The sequence below is a fragment of the Rodentibacter sp. genome (genome assembly GCF_057314195.1).
In genome coordinates, this window is sequence record NZ_DBHLAM010000055.1 from 54,068 (window position 1) to 68,709 (window position 14,642).

The following is a 14,642-nucleotide window of genomic DNA, read 5'->3' on the forward strand; positions in this document are numbered from 1 at the left end:
GTATGCCGTTTCTTGCGAGCCTTGATTTTACCGGTTCCAATGCGGTGCTCACAGCAACAGTGCCGAGCCCCATTTGATAATATCAAAGAAGAACTTGTTCTGGTTGGTGGCAATGCCGTCGCCACTTTTCTTCGAGGTACCATCTTCGTTTTTACTGTCATCCACCATGCCGTCTTTATATTGGCCTTTCACCACATCCAAATCGTCGCGCGCTTGGCTGCGAAGAACCTGACAGGTTTTCGCCTCTAAGGGCTCAATTTCGCCCACTTCGGTGCGGAATTTTTTGAATTGGTAGGTGGCGTAATTCATAGATTTTTCATCTTGTTGAATGATTTTCACATAATCTTCGCCGATGATTTTTTCCAACGGATAGAAAAACACATATTGCGAATGAATATAGCTGTCTTCTTTGGCAAAATGTTGTTGTTGAATGCGTGTTAAATTTGGGTAAATACACTGTTCCGCTTGCTTGCTGGCAATCGCCCAAAGTTTGGCGTCTTTGTCGGAAAGTTGATAATCCGCACCGGCGAATTCGCCGGGAATCGGCGATTGCGACGCGCCAAAAAGACTACAAGCAGCAAGTAATAAACTCATTGTGAATGTCGCGATATATTTCATTTTAAATCCTTGTTTTTTTTCGAATGGCCGAAATTCTAACAATAAGCGAAAAAGAGATAAAGCGCGAAATCAATTTAGTTTTCCGAATCCACCGAATTTCCGCTATAATGACCGCGTTTTTTTGTCTCAAATTAAAAGGTATTCTCATGCAAAATCCAAAAGATGACGTCCTTTACGCCCCTGTCGAGTGGGTTGATCACAGCGAAAGTTACAGCGACATTCGTTATCACAAATCCACCGACGGGATCGCCAAAATCACCATCAATCGTCCGGAAGTGCGTAACGCGTTCCGTCCTCAAACCGTGAAAGAAATGATCAATGCCCTTTCTGACGCACGTTTCGATGAAAAAATCGGCGTTATCGTGCTCACCGGCGAAGGCGAAAAAGCGTTCTGTTCCGGCGGCGACCAAAAAATTCGTGGCGATTACGGCGGTTACAAAGACGAAAGTGGCGTGCATCATTTAAACGTATTGGATTTCCAACGCGATATTCGCACCTGCCCGAAACCGGTGGTAGCGATGGTAGCGGGTTACGCTATCGGCGGCGGTCACGTATTGCACATGCTTTGCGATTTAACCATTGCGGCGGACAACGCGATTTTCGGTCAAACCGGTCCGAAAGTAGGTTCATTTGACGGCGGTTGGGGCGCAAGCTATATGGCGCGCTTAGTCGGTCAGAAAAAAGCACGCGAAATTTGGTTTTTATGTCGCCAATACAATGCGCAAGAAGCCTTAGATATGGGCTTAGTCAATACCGTCGTGCCTTATGCTGATCTTGAAAAAGAAACCGTGCGTTGGTGTCGCGAAATGTTGCGCAACAGTCCGATTGCGCTCCGTTGCTTAAAAGCCGCATTGAACGCGGATTGCGACGGACAAGCGGGTCTACAAGAATTGGCCGGTAACGCAACCATGTTGTTCTATATGACCGAGGAAGGACAAGAAGGTCGCAACGCGTTCAACGAAAAACGTGCGCCGAATTTCAGCAAATTCAGACGTAATCCTTAATTCATATTTCAAAATGCGGTTAAAAATCTTCAGGAATTCGGTACTATGCTGCAAATGCACAAACTCTCCGAATGAAGTATGAGTTCAAGTCACAAAATAGCACCGCATTGGAAGCCGCTTCAATGCGGTGCTATTTTATGAGGTCATTTCAGCCTTGTGCAACAGCTACGTAATTTCATAAATTTTGACTGCACCTTTATATTGGGAGAAAGCCATGGCAAACAAATCTTTCAATCTTTATCGCTATTCCATTCCCGTCGATAGCCAGCTCATTCTCGGTGATCGTTTTCTTAAGCGTCGCGAAGGTTTATTAGTGCGCGTCAGTTGCAGTCGTGACGGCTGGGGCGAAATCGCGCCCTTACCCGGTTTTAGCGAAGAAACGCTCGAGCAAGCACAAGAACAAGCCATCAAATGGCTGACAAATTGGCAACAAGCGAGTTGCGACGCGCCACGCGTTCCCTTGGATGGTACTTATCCCTCCGTCGCTTTCGGCATCAGTTGCGCGATGGATGAAATGAAAGGTTATTTAAAAGAAGCGGCAAATTTTAATACAGCACCGCTTTGCTACGGCGATCCTGATGAACTTTATGCCGAACTGGCCGCCATTGAAGGTGAAAAAGTCGCAAAAATGAAAGTCGGTATGTACGAAGCCAATCGTGACGGTTTAATTGCCGATATGTTTTTAGAAGCCATTCCCGATTTACAATTGCGTTTAGACGCCAATCGTCGTTGGACATTGGAAAAAGCGCTGCAATTTGCGGCTAAAGTGAAGCCCGAACATCGCGCTCGTATTCAATTTTTGGAGGAACCTTGTAAGAACACCGCACTGAGCCTGCAATTCGCCGCGCAAACCGGCATTCCCGTGGCGTGGGACGAAACCTTACGCGACCCAAATTTCGATATGGCGACACTGGCAGAAAATCGCCCTTACTTAGCGGCAATTGTGATTAAACCAACGCTAATCGGTTCCATCGAACGTTGCGTGGCATTAATTAATCAAGCGCGCGCATTGGGGCTCAATGCGGTGCTCAGTTCAAGTATTGAAAGCAGCCTCGGTTTAACCCAATTGGCACGCCTAGCGCAACAATACACACCGAATGTGACGCCGGGTTTGGATACCCTCGACTTAATGGCATATCAAGTGCTTCGCCCATGGCCGGGGTCGACTTTGCCGTTAATTGATCTTGATTCCGAATTTATCACTAAAATTATCTGATTCGACCACCGTTTGATTAAAAATCAGTATAATCCTCAAACCTAAAAGGAAGAGAAAATGTCGCAAAAAAACCGAATTTTGCTGCTAAATGGCCCGAATTTAAATATGTTGGGCGCGCGCGAGCCGGCTCATTACGGCAGTTTATCGCTTGCTGCGATTGAATCAAATATGCAAGCGTTGGCGGCGCAAAACAATGTGGAACTTGAATGTTTTCAAGCTAATAGCGAAGAAAAATTGATCGATAAAATTCACCAAAGTTTTCAGCAAGTTGATTTTATTTTAATCAATCCGGCCGCTTATACTCATACCAGCGTAGCATTGCGCGATGCGTTATTGGCGGTATCAATTCCATTTGTGGAAATTCACTTGTCCAACATTCATAAACGCGAGCCATTTCGTCACCATTCTTATTTTAGCGATGCGGCGCAGGGCGTAATTTGCGGATTAGGCGCCAAGGGCTATGAATTCGGCTTTTTATTTGCATTGGATTATCTTGTGAAAAAAGAAGAAAATTAGGTATTTTGCGCCAAATTCATAGAATTTTGTCGCAATTTGGCTAAATTTAAGGTAATCTCTTGCGGCAAAAAAGTTTCTGAATGGCCGCATTTTTTCATGCTTTATCGCAATAAAAATGCGGTCAAAAATTTCATTATTTTTTAGGAAAAACGTATGGACATTCGTAAAATTAAAAAACTCATCGAGTTAGTTGAAGAATCCGGCATTACCGAATTAGAAGTGCAAGAAGAAGAAGGCACGGTGCGTATTAGCCGCGCCGCACCAGCGACGCTACCGGCTGCGGTTCAATACGCCACGCCGGTTGCCGCGCCGGCACCAACAGCCACACCTGCACCCGCCATGCCGGCGGCGCCGACTCCGACTCCTGCAACAGATGAATTATCCGGTCATCTCGTTCGTTCTCCGATGGTGGGAACTTTCTACCGTAGCCCAAGCCCTGAAGCCAAGGCCTTCGTTGAAGTGGGACAAAGCGTAAAAGTCGGCGACGCTCTTTGCATTGTCGAAGCGATGAAAATGATGAACCGCATTGAAGCAGACAAAGCCGGCGTCGTGAAAGCTATTCTGATCAACGACGGAGAACCGGTTGAATTTGACGAACCGTTAATCGTTATCGAATAATCCTATCAATTATCTAAAATGGCGGCTTTCCCGCCATTTTTTAACAAGCGGAATTTCTTATGTTAGAAAAAGTTGTTATCGCCAATCGCGGTGAAATCGCACTGCGAATTTTGCGCGCCTGCAAAGAATTAGGCATTAAAACCGTTGCGGTACATTCCACCGCAGACCGTGAATTGAAACACGTTCTACTTGCCGATGAAACCGTATGTATCGGTCCTGCGCAGTCATCCAAAAGTTATTTAAATATTCCGGCAATTATTGCCGCAGCCGAAGTGACCGGCGCTGACGCCATCCATCCGGGCTACGGTTTCCTTTCCGAAAACGCTAACTTCGCCGAACAGGTAGAAAGTTCCGGTTTCATTTTTATCGGCCCAACCGCCGATGTGATCCGTTTAATGGGCGACAAGGTATCCGCCATTAACGCCATGAAAAAAGCCGGTGTGCCTTGTGTGCCGGGTTCCGACGGTCCATTAAGTTCCGATATTAACAAAAACAAAGAAATCGCCAAACGTATCGGCTACCCGATCATTATTAAAGCCTCCGGTGGTGGTGGTGGTCGCGGTATGCGCGTGGTGCGTAGTGAGGATGCCTTGGAAGAATCCATCGCGATGACCAAAGCAGAAGCCAAAGCCGCATTCAATAACGACATGGTTTACATGGAAAAATATTTGGAAAATCCACGCCATGTAGAAATCCAAGTGTTAGCCGATACCCATGGTAATGCCGTGTATCTTGCCGAGCGTGATTGTTCCATGCAGCGCCGCCACCAAAAGGTGGTGGAAGAAGCGCCTGCACCGGGCATCAGCGAGGAAGTGCGTCGCGACATAGGCTCCCGCTGTGCAAAAGCCTGCGTAGAAATCGGTTATCGCGGTGCAGGTACCTTTGAGTTCCTGTATGAAAACGGCGAATTCTATTTCATTGAAATGAACACCCGTATCCAAGTAGAACATCCGGTGACCGAAATGATTACCGGCGTGGATTTGGTGAAAGAACAATTGCGCATCGCTTCCGGCTTACCGATTTCCTTTAAACAAGAAGACATTAAAGTGAAAGGGCACGCCATCGAATGCCGTATCAACGCGGAAGATCCAAAAACCTTCCTCCCTTCTCCCGGTAAAGTGGCACATTTACACTCCCCGGGCGGCTTGGGCGTGCGTTGGGATTCTCATATTTATGCGGGCTACACCGTTCCACCGCATTATGATTCGATGATCGCTAAACTGATTACTTATGGCGATACGCGTGAAGTGGCAATTCGTCGCATGCAAAACGCATTATCGGAAACCATCATTGACGGCATTAAAACCAACATCCCATTGCATGATCTAATTTTAGCAGACGAGAACTTCCAAAAAGGCGGTACCAATATCCACTATTTGGAGAAAAAATTAGGCATGCACGATTAATCATGCTCAAACAGGAAAAACGGCTTACCCAAAGTAAGCCGTTTTGTTTTCAATGCGGTGCCAATCTGCAAAGACGGCGCGTTCAATGCGGTGCTAATTGGAAGGTTCAATTTTCGCCTCAAGAATCTTTACGAAGGCGCATTCAGCTCACCGCAAACGATTACAAGCTTAATAAAAGCCAAAAGATAAAATGCACGGAGCAAGCCTCAAGGCTTCGGGAAAATCGCGCCTAAGCTGATCGCTTTGTGCGCTCCCGTTACTTCCGGCACATTGCCGGATTGATTATGCATTCGACGGTAGGCCAACCAAGCGAAAGCAGCCGCTTCCACATAATCCGGATCCAAGCCGAAATCACTCGTCGTGCTAATTTGCCATTGTGTTAAATGCTCGGCAAGACGTCGCATCATCAATCTATTTTTTACGCCGCCACCACACACTAGAAGGCGTTTGGCCAATGGCGTATCAATATTTTTCAAGCTGTCAGCGATGGTGCGAACGGTAAACTCCACCAACGTAGCTTGCACGTCTTGCGCTGCAATCGGCAACGAAAGCGCGCTTGATTGTTTACGCGTTTTTTCAATTTTGGCCTCCAACCAAGACAAATTGAAAAGCTCGCGCCCGCTACTTTTCGGCGCGCTCAGCCGGCAAAAAGGTTCGTTTAACAGTTCGCGCAATAATGCCTCGTTCAATTTTCCCATCGCTCCCCAAGCGCCGTTTTTGTCGTAAGAGACGCCTTGATATTTTTCGATCCATTGATCCAACAAGATGTTGCCCGGGCCGGTATCGAACCCCATCACCGGGTGATGCGGAATCAGTAACGAAACATTACTGATGCCGCCAATATTCAACACCGCCGTAGCGAAATTCGGATCAAAAAATATCGCTTGATGAAAAGCCGGCACCAAGGGCGCGCCTTGTCCACCGAAAGCCATATCTTTACGCCGAAAATCCCCCACAACGGTGATACCGGTGCGGGCGGCAAGCAAATTCATATCTCCGATTTGCATGCTAAAGGGAAACTCGCCGTGCGGTGCATGCCATACCGTTTGTCCATGGCAACCGATAGCACGAATTTGCTCGGCAGAAATTTGATGGATCTGTAAAAAACGATTTACACAATCGGCATATAGCAAAGCGAATTGATGATCCAATTCGCCTAATTGTTGCAAGGTAGTTATGCCGGAGCGCACCAATGCGGTGCTGTTTTCGCGTATCAATTGCGGCATTGGTGTGAAATCCGTCGCAACGCACATTGGTTGCGACGAAGCAAAATCCAGTAGTGCCAGATCTACGCCGTCAAGGCTGGTGCCGGACATTATGCCGAGATAATATTCCGTATGCATGTTAATTTAACGCGTAAGGCAAAGGTTGAACGGCAAGTGCAGTTTCATCTTGTGCTAAACGAAAAACTTGTGTCGGATCGATGTCATTATTCAGCACCACGAGCAGCCACAACAGGCCGTCTAAATTCACCGCATTTATGATACTGCCGGTTTTACGCCAATTGGACTCAAGCCGCATTTCGATTTCGTCACCAATTGCCGGCAGCGTTTGAGTTTTACCTTTTAAAATAAACATCGCACGTTTATTGGCGCCGCGATATTTTGCACGTGCCACCGTTTCTTGCCCGATATAGCAACCTTTAGTGAAGGAAATGGCTTGCTCAATGGCCTGTAAATTTAACGCTTGTGGAATAAATAGGTTTTGCGTTGCCGCGCTTAAATTCGGTAATCCCGCTTGAATATCCGCGCTTTCCCATATTTTTTCATCCGCATTGAAATTAATCGGCAAAGCACTTTCGCTTAACAAAATTGCGCGCTGTTCATCGATTTCCAGCGTAAAACGCGGTTCGATTTTGCCGCATTTTTTGCCGATCAAACCGACGATTTGCCAATCGCGCAAATCAAAACTGATTTTGGAAAACACCGCATATTTTTTCAGCGCATCTAAGGCGCTCGGCAACAAGTCTTTTTTTATCAACAAAAAGAACTGCTCGGAATCGACCTTCAACAAACGAAAAATCGCGTTCATTTTGCCTTTCGGATCACAATGGGCGACAAGGGTATTCGCGCCACTTGGTAAGGCGATTAGGTCGGCGGTAAGTTGACCTTGTAAATATTTTTCCGCGTCCGCACCGTGGGCTTCAATAAGCTGATATTGATCAAGTCGAATGAATTGGGACATGCCGTTCTCCTATTCTAAATTCTGAATTTGCTCACGCATTTGTTCGATAAGCACTTTGAGTTCCACTGCCGAAGCCGTAATGTCCGCATTAATGGATTTAGACGCCAAAGTGTTCGATTCACGATTGAGTTCTTGCATCATAAAATCCAATTTGCGTCCCACTGCACCGCCTTTTTTCAGAATATTGGCGGTTTCTTTCACGTGCATTTGCAGACGATCCAATTCTTCCGCCACGTCCACGCGTTGCGCCAATAAAATCATTTCTTGCTCAACGCGTTGCGGCTCAAGATTAATTTGCGCCTCTTCGAAACGTTGCAACAAACGCTCCCGTTGCCATTGCAAAACCGCCGGCATTTGCGCGCGCACTTTATCCGCTTCGATGGAAATGGCGTCTAAACGTTGTTGAATAATGCCTTGCAATTTCTCGCCTTCGCGGCCACGCATTGCAATGAAATCACGCAACAGTTCGTCAAAAGCCAGCAATAAATCTTGGCTAATGACGTCCAAATCTTCTTCTTGAGCTTCCACCACGCCGGGATAACGCAACACCTCGGTGAGATTAATCTCACCTTCGCCCGCTTGAGCTTTAAGCCATCGCAGCGATTGAATCACTTGATCGGCGAGTTCCTTGTTTAAATTCAGCACCGCATTGGCAGACTTTTTGCTTTCGATGCGTAATGCACATTCGATTTTGCCGCGCGTTAAATTTTGTCGAAGTTTTTCGCGAAGGGTATTTTCCAAGCCGCGGAACTGTTCCGGCAAGCGGAAATAATTTTCTAAATAACGTTGATTTACGGAACGCATCTCCCACACTGCATCGCCCCAGTCTTTTTTTATTTCCAGGCGCGCAAAGGCCGTCATACTATAAATCATAAGCTCTCCTCATCTTTTGTCTTAATTGATTCGACATTTATTGTAGCGATCAGGTGGGGGAAAAGAAATATTGAGTTAGCCCGCAAAACTCGCAAACCATCCCAAATTTGCCCCAACTTGTGCCGCAATGTTTAAGACGCCGAAGAGGATAATAAAGCCGATCATAAAATTGCCGCCGTACACTTTATAACTCGCTTGCGGGAATTTTTGACGGCTGGCGCGCACCAGTAAAGCCGGCACGATTGCCGCCCAAATGGTGGCGGCAAGCCCGGCGTAACCGATGGCGATGACAAAACCGTAAGGGAATTGGAGACTCAACAATAACGGCGGTAAAAAGGTGACTAATGCGGTTTTACTTCTGCCGGCAAAGCTGTCGTCGAAGCGGAGTAAATCAGCTATATAGTCGAATAAACCGAGGGTTACGCCCAAAAATGAGCTGGCAATCGCCATGTAGGCGAAGAAGTTTAAAATCACCGCAATGTAATCGGTTTCGATATATTTGTGCAAAGCTTCAAGCAAGGCGGACACATCGCCACCTTTTTCGATCACCGGTGCGAACTCGCTACGTGGCAAATTGCCTTGAATGGCCAACTGCCACAAAATATAAATCACTAACGCCAGACCGGTGCCAATAAAAATGGATTTCATCACACGACCGCCATCGCGATGATAATATTTAACCAAACTCGGAACGTTGCCATGGAAACCGAAAGACACCAAACACACCGGTAATGCGGTCAGTAAATAAGGCAAATATTGCTGTTCGCCCGTCGCAACGGTGTTCAATAAGACATCGGATTTCACTGAGCCGAGTAGGCCGGCGGTTGAAAGAAAAAAGGCGATAACCATTCCACCTATCAATGCGGTGGTAAAACGATCCACCGCTTTGGTGGAAAGCCAAACAAAAGCGGCTAAAACCAAACAGAAAATCAACGAACCGGAAGTACGCCCGATATCCACCGCGCTTTCGGCGGAACCGAAGGCTTGGTTAAGCAGGTTCTGGGTAATACCGCCGCCCGAGGTAATATAAGCGTAAGTTAAAATATACAATACGAAAGCGACGGATAAACCGTTTAACAGGTTCCAACCTTTACCGAGCAAGTCTTTTACGATAGTGTCGAAACTGGCACCGGTCGGGTAATGCAAATTGGCTTCCAAAATCATTAATCCCGAAGTGGTCATACAAAACCAAGTATAAATCAAGGCAAGAATCGAACCGATGAACCACACACCGGCGGTGGAAGTTGGATTGGCGAGCATACCTGCGCCGATTGCGGTGCCGGCGATAATCATCGCGCCGCCTAACAAAGAAGGAGATTTTTGTTGTGTCATAAAAGATTCCCTAGCGTAAAATTTGCACTATTATAGTAGTACAAAGGTAAAAGGCAATATTTTATTCTCGACAACCTTTGACATAAAAATTTATAATTGCCCCCCTCATTTGGAGTACAAAAAAGGAATCAACGATGAAAAAACAACTTAAATCCTTCGCTTTTGCCGCTGCAGCCGCTTTTGTGCTTAACGCATGCGCCGATTCGGCCTCAATTAATCAACAAGCGGCCGCAAATTACGCGCAAGAAATGGGCAAAATCCGCAGCCAGGGCGGCGTGGACAACAGTTCGCAAACAGCCAAACGCGTGCACCGCATTTTTAACAAAATGGTGCCTTACGCTAATAAAGAAAATCAAACCGGTCAACCGTTTAACTGGCAGATTACAGTCATTAAATCCAAAGAACTCAACGCTTGGGCAATGCCGGGCGGCAAAATGGCGTTTTATACGGGCTTAGTGGATTCCTTAAAATTAAACGATGATGAAATTGCCACCGTGATGGGACACGAAATGGCGCATGCACTGAAAGAACACGGTAAAGCCGAAGCGAATTTCGGTATGGCGACGGGCATCGCTGCCTCTTTAGGGCATGTGGCACTTTCCACTGTGATTGGTTCCGATGCCAGTGAATTAGCGATTGGACTGACCAAAAATTACGGTTTGGATAAACCATTTTCACGCAGTGCGGAAACCGAAGCGGACGAAGTGGGCTTGATGCTGATGGCGAAATCCGGTTTTAATCCGCAAGCCGCGCCGGGATTATGGGAGAAAATGAAAAAAGCCTCCGGCGGTTCGGAAGGCGTATTGGACGCCTTGGCTTCTACACACCCGACCGATGAAGCGCGCCAAGAAAATTTACGTCGCTTGTTACCGGAAGCAATGAAACTTTATCAAGCCGCGAAAAAATAAAAATACAAAAACAAACCGCACATCAAAGTGCGGTTTTTTATTGCAATCGACTGTTGTCGCCGGACGTCTGAATCAGCACCGCATTGAAAGCGGAAAGCGCGCCAATAGCGGCTCCAATGCGGTGCTGTTTTAGTCCCTCACCAACATTGGTTTCAAGAACCGCGCCGTATGCGAGCCTTCTGCATTCGCCACCTCTTCCGGTGTACCGACTGCAATAATTTGTCCGCCGCCACTGCCGCCTTCCGGTCCAAGATCCACAATCCAGTCGGCGGTTTTAATCACGTCGAGATTGTGTTCGATCACCACAATAGTGTTACCTTGATCGCGTAGTCGATGCAACACTTCAAGAAGTTGTTTGATATCCGCAAAGTGTAAACCGGTGGTTGGTTCATCCAGAATATACAGCGTTTTGCCCGTATCGCGTTTGGAAAGCTCGGTCGCTAATTTTACGCGTTGCGCTTCGCCGCCGGAAAGCGTGGTTGAAGATTGCCCCAAGCGAATATACGACAAGCCCACATCCATTAAGGTTTGCAATTTACGCGCAATCATCGGAATCGCATCGAAAAACTCGCGCGCTTCTTCCACAGTCATATCCAGTACTTGATGAATAGTTTTACCTTTGTAACGAATTTCCAAGGTTTCGCGGTTATAGCGTTTGCCTTTACATTGGTCGCACGGCACATATACGTCCGGTAAAAAATGCATTTCCACTTTGATTACGCCATCGCCCTGACAGGCTTCACAACGCCCGCCACGCACATTGAAACTGAAACGCCCCGGATTATAACCGCGTGCACGCGCTTCCGGCACGCCGGCGAATAGTTCGCGAATCGGCGTAAACAAACCGGTATAAGTCGCCGGATTAGAACGCGGCGTGCGTCCGATTGGGCTTTGGTTAATGTCGATGACTTTATCGAAATGTTCCAATCCTTCAATAGATTTGTATGGTGCATAATCAGTTTTATCTGCACGATTTAAGGCGTTTTGCGCTAATGGAAATAATGTATCGTTAATCAAGGTTGATTTTCCGGAACCCGATACACCGGTGATACAGGTGAACAAACCTACCGGAATATCCAAGTTTACGTCTTTTAAGTTGTTACCTGACGCGCCTTTGAGCTTGAGCCATTTTTTCTTATTCAATGCGGTGCGTGTTGTCGGTACCGCAATTTTCTCTTTGCCCGACAAAAATTTTCCGGTAATCGAGTTCGGGTTCGCCATAATTTCTTGCACGTTACCTTGCGCGATCACCTGCCCACCATGCACACCCGCCCCCGGACCGATATCAATAATATGATCAGCCGCACGAATGGCGTCTTCGTCGTGTTCCACCACGATTACGGTATTACCGAGATTGCGCAAATGCATCAAGGTATTGAGCAAGCGTTCGTTATCGCGTTGGTGCAAACCGATGGATGGTTCGTCCAACACATACATCACGCCTACCAAGCCCGCACCGATTTGGCTTGCCAAGCGAATCCGCTGCGCTTCACCGCCCGACAGGGTTTCCGCCGAACGGGAGAGGGAGAGATAACTCAATCCGACATTCACCAAGAACTGTAAACGCTCGCGGATTTCTTTTAAGATCTTCTCGGCGATTTGCGCTTTCTGTCCATGTAATGAAAGCGTGGTAAAAAATTCCAGCGTTTGGCCGATACTTTTTTCCGAAATCATCGGCAAATTAGTTTGCCCAATATAGACATTGCGTGCTTCAGGACGTAAACGCGAACCGCCACAATCCGCACAAGGACGATTACTGATATTTTTCGCCAATTCTTCGCGCACTGACATGGACTCTGTTTCTTTATAACGACGCGCCATATTGTTCAAAATGCCTTCAAACGGGTGCTTACGAATCACCACATCGCCACGATCATTCATATATTGGAACTCGATTTCTTCCTTACCGGAGCCGTGCATAATGATGTGCCGAATATTCTTCGGCAGGCTTTCATAAGGCGCCTCTACATCGAAATCATAATGCTTAGCAAGCGACGTTAGCATTTGATAATAATAGAAATTACGACGATCCCAGCCTTTCACCGCCCCTCCGGCAAGAGAAATACTCGGATTTTGCACCACACGTTCTTCATCGAAATATTGTTGTACGCCCAAGCCGTCGCAAGTCGGGCAAGCCCCCGCCGGATTGTTAAAAGAAAATAAACGTGGCTCAAGTTCAGGTACCGAATAACCGCAATGAGGACAGGCGAAGTTAGCGGAGAACATCAGTTCTTCCGCTTTCGGGTTATCCATATCTGCCACAATTGCTGTGCCACCGGAAAGCTCCAATGCGGTCTCAAAAGATTCCGCCAAACGGGTTGCCAAATCCGAACGCACTTTAAAGCGATCCACCACCACTTCGATGGTATGTTTTTTCTGTAATTCGAGCTTCGGCGGATCGGAAAGATCGCAAATTTCTCCGTCAATACGCGCGCGAATATAACCTTGTGCGGCAATGCTTTCGAGAATCTTTACATGTTCGCCTTTACGATTTTTCACCACCGGCGCAAGCAACATCATTTTGGATTCTTCCGGCTGACTCAACACTTTATCCACCATTTGACTAACAGTTTGTGCAGTCAGCGGGACATCGTGATTCGGACAACGCGGCTCTCCTACGCGTGCAAACAACAAACGCAAGTAATCATAAATTTCGGTGATAGTGCCCACGGTTGAACGCGGATTATGTGAGGTAGATTTTTGTTCAATGGAAATTGCAGGCGATAAGCCTTCAATAGAATCCACATCCGGTTTTTCCATTAAAGATAAAAATTGACGTGCATAGGCAGAAAGCGATTCCACATAACGGCGCTGCCCTTCCGCATAAAGCGTATCGAATGCTAAGGAAGATTTACCCGAACCGGACAAGCCTGTAATAACGATGAGTTTATCGCGAGGAATGGTTAAATTGATGTTTTTGAGGTTGTGGGTTCTAGCCCCACGAATATCGATACTTTCCATAAATAACTTGTTTGGATAGAAATAATTTTCAAAATTGTGCGCATTATCGCATATTTCAATATCTGTGCAAATATCCAGTTAAATTTTATGGATCTTTTATAAAATTTAAGGCAGAATAGCCGCACTTTTTTATTGAGAATATGAGGATTTTTATGGCTGGAGTAAATAAAGTCATCATCGTGGGTCATTTAGGTAATGATCCGGAAATTCGCACGATGCCAAACGGCGATGCGGTAGCAAATATTAGCGTGGCGACCAGTGAAAGCTGGAATGATCGTAACACCGGCGAACGTCGCGAGGTAACCGAATGGCACCGCATTGTATTCTATCGTCGCCAAGCGGAAATTTGTGGCGAATATTTACGTAAAGGCTCGCAAATTTATGTAGAAGGTCGTTTACGTACCCGTAAATGGCAGGATCAAAACGGTCAAGATCGCTATACCACCGAAATCCAAGGAGATGTGATGCAAATGCTCGGCAGCCGCAACCAAAATACCGGTGGTTACGCAGCATCGGATATGGCACAAAGCGCACCGCAACCGTCTTACCAATCTCGCTCAAACAACAACTTCCAATCTTCCCGTCCGACCGCGCAACAAACTGTACCACAGCCGGAAGCGCCGATAGATGGATTCGATGACGATATTCCGTTTTGAGTTACATATAAATTAAAAATGATAAAGGGTCTGATGTTATGTCAGACCCTTTGTTTTTTGTAGCGTAAAGTCGGTGTATTTTTAGCGCAAAAGTGCGGTCTTTTTTCTGTGCGTTTTTCCAACTTAAATTTTCCCTTAGATCTGGAAATAGTGTGGCAAGCAACTGCACTTTTAAAATATAGAGTAAGAAGGCATAATTACAGCCCCATTTTTTCGAATTATTTATTTTAGGAGCAAAGAGATGAATATTTTATTATTGGATGGTGGTAAAAATTTCGGACATTCGCATGGTGAGTTAAACCACACACTTCACAAAAAAGCGAAAGAAATTTTGACCGCACTTGGACACA

The 14,642-nt window shown here is 46.4% G+C and carries 13 protein-coding genes and 1 pseudogene; 8 read left to right on the plus strand and 6 right to left on the minus strand.

Annotation, left to right across the window (positions count from 1 at the left end):
• Window positions 1-48: 48 nt before the first annotated feature.
• Entirely contained in the window at window positions 49-618 is a 570-nt protein-coding gene (locus tag ACO59Y_RS08295; RefSeq protein WP_373603103.1) for a DUF5358 domain-containing protein, read from the minus strand.
• A 146-nt stretch (window positions 619-764) separates the two neighbouring features.
• Between ACO59Y_RS08295 and menB the strand changes: the two genes are divergently transcribed.
• From menB to accC, 5 genes are all read left to right on the plus strand, one after another.
• The gene (gene menB / locus ACO59Y_RS08300) at window positions 765-1,622 is read left to right on the plus strand and encodes a 1,4-dihydroxy-2-naphthoyl-CoA synthase (protein ID WP_486132306.1); all 858 of its coding nucleotides are present in this window, start codon (window positions 765-767) and stop codon (window positions 1,620-1,622) included.
• A 214-nt stretch (window positions 1,623-1,836) separates the two neighbouring features.
• On the plus strand, window positions 1,837-2,838 hold the full coding sequence (gene menC / locus ACO59Y_RS08305) for an o-succinylbenzoate synthase (protein WP_486132308.1): 1,002 nt from the start codon (window positions 1,837-1,839) through the stop codon (window positions 2,836-2,838).
• A 57-nt stretch (window positions 2,839-2,895) separates the two neighbouring features.
• A complete protein-coding gene (gene aroQ / locus ACO59Y_RS08310; RefSeq protein ID WP_486132310.1) occupies window positions 2,896-3,354 on the plus strand; it encodes a type II 3-dehydroquinate dehydratase in 459 nt (152 codons plus the stop codon).
• A gap of 153 nt (window positions 3,355-3,507) precedes the next feature.
• Window positions 3,508-3,972 carry an acetyl-CoA carboxylase biotin carboxyl carrier protein gene (gene accB / locus ACO59Y_RS08315; protein ID WP_486132312.1) on the plus strand — a complete coding sequence of 155 codons (465 nt, stop codon included), beginning with the start codon at window positions 3,508-3,510 and terminating at the stop codon, window positions 3,970-3,972.
• A gap of 59 nt (window positions 3,973-4,031) precedes the next feature.
• Window positions 4,032-5,378, plus strand: coding sequence for an acetyl-CoA carboxylase biotin carboxylase subunit (gene accC, locus ACO59Y_RS08320; protein WP_486132314.1), 1,347 nt, complete (start codon window positions 4,032-4,034; stop codon window positions 5,376-5,378).
• A 206-nt stretch (window positions 5,379-5,584) separates the two neighbouring features.
• Here the strand turns inward: accC and ACO59Y_RS08325 are convergent, their stop codons facing one another.
• From ACO59Y_RS08325 to mtr, 4 genes are all read right to left on the minus strand, one after another.
• Entirely contained in the window at window positions 5,585-6,721 is a 1,137-nt protein-coding gene (locus tag ACO59Y_RS08325) for an anhydro-N-acetylmuramic acid kinase (protein WP_486132316.1), read from the minus strand.
• Window position 6,722: 1 nt separating this feature from the next.
• Entirely contained in the window at window positions 6,723-7,562 is an 840-nt protein-coding gene (gene ygfZ / locus ACO59Y_RS08330; protein ID WP_486132318.1) for a CAF17-like 4Fe-4S cluster assembly/insertion protein YgfZ, read from the minus strand.
• Window positions 7,563-7,571: 9 nt separating this feature from the next.
• Window positions 7,572-8,435, minus strand: coding sequence for a YicC/YloC family endoribonuclease (locus ACO59Y_RS08335; protein ID WP_486132320.1), 864 nt, complete (start codon window positions 8,433-8,435; stop codon window positions 7,572-7,574).
• Window positions 8,436-8,510: 75 nt separating this feature from the next.
• Window positions 8,511-9,767, minus strand: a complete 1,257-nt coding sequence (mtr, locus tag ACO59Y_RS08340) for a tryptophan permease (protein ID WP_373603112.1) — start codon at window positions 9,765-9,767, stop codon at window positions 8,511-8,513.
• A gap of 134 nt (window positions 9,768-9,901) precedes the next feature.
• Between mtr and ACO59Y_RS08345 the strand changes: the two genes are divergently transcribed.
• A complete protein-coding gene (locus ACO59Y_RS08345; protein WP_373603113.1) occupies window positions 9,902-10,675 on the plus strand; it encodes a M48 family metallopeptidase in 774 nt (257 codons plus the stop codon).
• A gap of 129 nt (window positions 10,676-10,804) precedes the next feature.
• On the opposite strand, the gene uvrA is transcribed toward ACO59Y_RS08345, so the two are convergent.
• Window positions 10,805-13,636, minus strand: coding sequence for an excinuclease ABC subunit UvrA (uvrA, locus tag ACO59Y_RS08350; RefSeq protein ID WP_486132323.1), 2,832 nt, complete (start codon window positions 13,634-13,636; stop codon window positions 10,805-10,807).
• A 152-nt stretch (window positions 13,637-13,788) separates the two neighbouring features.
• Between uvrA and ACO59Y_RS08355 the strand changes: the two genes are divergently transcribed.
• Complete coding sequence (locus ACO59Y_RS08355; RefSeq protein ID WP_486132325.1) at window positions 13,789-14,292, plus strand: single-stranded DNA-binding protein; 504 nt, start codon at window positions 13,789-13,791, stop codon at window positions 14,290-14,292.
• A 241-nt stretch (window positions 14,293-14,533) separates the two neighbouring features.
• Window positions 14,534-14,642 (plus strand): annotated as a pseudogene (locus ACO59Y_RS08360) (NADPH quinone reductase MdaB); the annotation flags it as partial.

Coding starts and splice junctions, on each gene's coding strand:
- ACO59Y_RS08295 (WP_373603103.1), bottom strand. CDS start 618: ATGAAATATATCGCGACATTCACAATGAGTTTATTACTTGCTGCTTGT.
- menB (WP_486132306.1), top strand. CDS start 765: ATGCAAAATCCAAAAGATGACGTCCTTTACGCCCCTGTCGAGTGGGTT.
- menC (WP_486132308.1), top strand. CDS start 1,837: ATGGCAAACAAATCTTTCAATCTTTATCGCTATTCCATTCCCGTCGAT.
- aroQ (WP_486132310.1), top strand. CDS start 2,896: ATGTCGCAAAAAAACCGAATTTTGCTGCTAAATGGCCCGAATTTAAAT.
- accB (WP_486132312.1), top strand. CDS start 3,508: ATGGACATTCGTAAAATTAAAAAACTCATCGAGTTAGTTGAAGAATCC.
- accC (WP_486132314.1), top strand. CDS start 4,032: ATGTTAGAAAAAGTTGTTATCGCCAATCGCGGTGAAATCGCACTGCGA.
- ACO59Y_RS08325 (WP_486132316.1), bottom strand. CDS start 6,721: ATGCATACGGAATATTATCTCGGCATAATGTCCGGCACCAGCCTTGAC.
- ygfZ (WP_486132318.1), bottom strand. CDS start 7,562: ATGTCCCAATTCATTCGACTTGATCAATATCAGCTTATTGAAGCCCAC.
- ACO59Y_RS08335 (WP_486132320.1), bottom strand. CDS start 8,435: ATGATTTATAGTATGACGGCCTTTGCGCGCCTGGAAATAAAAAAAGAC.
- mtr (WP_373603112.1), bottom strand. CDS start 9,767: ATGACACAACAAAAATCTCCTTCTTTGTTAGGCGGCGCGATGATTATC.
- ACO59Y_RS08345 (WP_373603113.1), top strand. CDS start 9,902: ATGAAAAAACAACTTAAATCCTTCGCTTTTGCCGCTGCAGCCGCTTTT.
- uvrA (WP_486132323.1), bottom strand. CDS start 13,636: ATGGAAAGTATCGATATTCGTGGGGCTAGAACCCACAACCTCAAAAAC.
- ACO59Y_RS08355 (WP_486132325.1), top strand. CDS start 13,789: ATGGCTGGAGTAAATAAAGTCATCATCGTGGGTCATTTAGGTAATGAT.